General features: G+C 38.8%; 1 protein-coding gene. It reads left to right on the top strand.

Annotation, left to right across the window (positions count from 1 at the left end; genetic code table 11):
- Positions 1-356 precede the first annotated feature (356 nt).
- The gene (locus H6A27_RS14245) at positions 357-1979 is read left to right on the top strand and encodes a sialidase family protein (protein ID WP_204509165.1); all 1623 of its coding nucleotides are present in this window, start codon (positions 357-359) and stop codon (positions 1977-1979) included.
- The last annotated feature ends 92 nt before the right edge of the window (positions 1980-2071 follow it).

Consider the following 2071-nt stretch of genomic DNA (forward strand, 5'->3'; position numbering starts at 1 on the left):
TTAATTTTATGAGAATTAAATTTAGAATTATCGGAGCTGTATGCGGTGAAAGTCGCACGTACAGTTCTTAATGGGGAAAGCGGCAGCAATGCCGCCGACCTACATAACTGTATTTATAAAAACACAAGTTGTATTTACAGAATATTTAGAGGCATTTGTCTTTTATTGTCCTGATATTTAGTGTTTAATTTTCTAATAGGCAAGATTAAAATTAGTTTATCCCGAATAAATTCCATATCTTTGCGATAAACACTTCTGATAACTCATATATGAAAAAAATCCATAATCACATCTTTGGCATGTATGCCATTCCTGACTGTATTAAAATTGTTATTCACACTTTAAATTTTTATACGATGAAAATTAAATCAATTCTATTTCTATTTTCTTTGTTGTTAGGCTCATCTGTTGTAAATGCTTCTACCAATAATGGCATAACAGACATTACCGTTGACCAAGGTTTTCTGACTGCCGGTAAGGGTAATAATGATCATGTATTATTACGAATAAATCTGAAGAGAGATTTGCAAAAAGAAGCTCCTCTCCTGTCAGGAATTAAAGTATCGTTGTACGGTACTACCGATTTGGAGGATATTTCATCGCTTAAAGTATATGCTACACAGACACCTTTCCTGAACGGTGCCATCAAGGCTTATTCTCTTCTTCTTGCAGACAGTTCTGTGCCTTCGTCTGCAAAGTCAGAAAGCTTTGAAATTCATTTTTCGTCTGATTATATTCCGTTGAAAGGTGTGAATTATCTGTGGCTGACGGCAGATATTTCGTCAGGAGCGAAGGTTGGTAACAAAATAGATGCCTTGTGCGAAGGTCTTTTGCTTAAGGACGGTACTCTCATGACATTAGAATCAGGAAATCCTGAAGGTATCGCCTGTATTTATGACAGACAGACCATGTTGTTCAACCCCTGGGACCATGGTTCGGAGTATTACAGAATACCTGCAATGATTGTACTTGAAAACAATGCTGAGCATAAAGGACGCATAATTACAGTTACCGACAGGCGATATGACAATAACGAAGATTTGCCTAACAAGATAGACCTTGTGGCAAGATACAGCGATGATAACGGAAACTCGTGGAGCACTCCGAAAACCATTGCCGGTGAGTATATTGACAGCCTGAACAATCAGGGACCGGACTATGGATATGGTGATGCAGCTATAGTGGAAACAACTGATGGTAAAATTATTTGTCTTATGGCTGCCGACCGCAGATATCAGCGTTCTACATACGATGACCGCATTAAGGTCTATCAGACATCGAGCGATGATGGCGGCAAGACCTGGGAACGTCCAAAAGAAATATCCGATTTGATATACGATGCCCCATATAAAGATGCATCAGCAAAACTTCAGGGTGTATTTGTTACATCAGGTAAAGGTTTGTGTCTCAAGCATCAGAAAAGAAAATCGGCAAATGGAAGGATAATGTTTGCAATGGTTTGCAAATTCTCGGAATGGCCGTATTACAATTATATTGTTTATTCCGATGATAATGGAAAAACATGGAATGTCTCAAAAAATGCTGTGTTCGAAGGCGGTGATGAAGCCAAGCTTGTGGAGGAACGTGACGGTACGGTAATAATTTCTACACGCCGTAGTGGAGAACGCGGATTCAATGTTTCGCATGACGGAGGACTTACATGGGGCAAGGGTTACACAAACAAGGATTTGTGGGGCAACAGCTGTAATGCCGATATGCTGGTATATTCCGATGATGTATATCTTCATACAATGCCGAATGCTGAAGACCGTAGAAACCTTACTATTTATGCCAGCAAGGACAAGGGAAAGACATGGCCGTACAAGTATGTGTTCAACAGTCTCCCCGGAGCATATTCGTCAATAGTGAAATGTGCTGATGGTTCCATAGGTATATATTATGAGGATGGAACAATGAGCGATCATTATTCGATGAATTTTATCACAATACCTCTGGAATGGATTTTAACCCAAGTTTGATAGTAAATTTATGCTTTTCTTTGCTACTCAGTATTTTGCAATTTTCATTTGCTCCTCTGTGTACTACAAACTTTTTTCTATTTTGATTTTTC

This window comes from Bacteroides caecigallinarum (assembly GCF_016902295.1).
Lineage (GTDB): Bacteria > Bacteroidota > Bacteroidia > Bacteroidales > Bacteroidaceae > Phocaeicola > Phocaeicola caecigallinarum_A.

Excerpts from the sequence above, each read along its gene's own strand:
- H6A27_RS14245 (WP_204509165.1), top strand. The coding sequence starts at position 357 with ATGAAAATTAAATCAATTCTATTTCTATTTTCTTTGTTGTTAGGCTCA.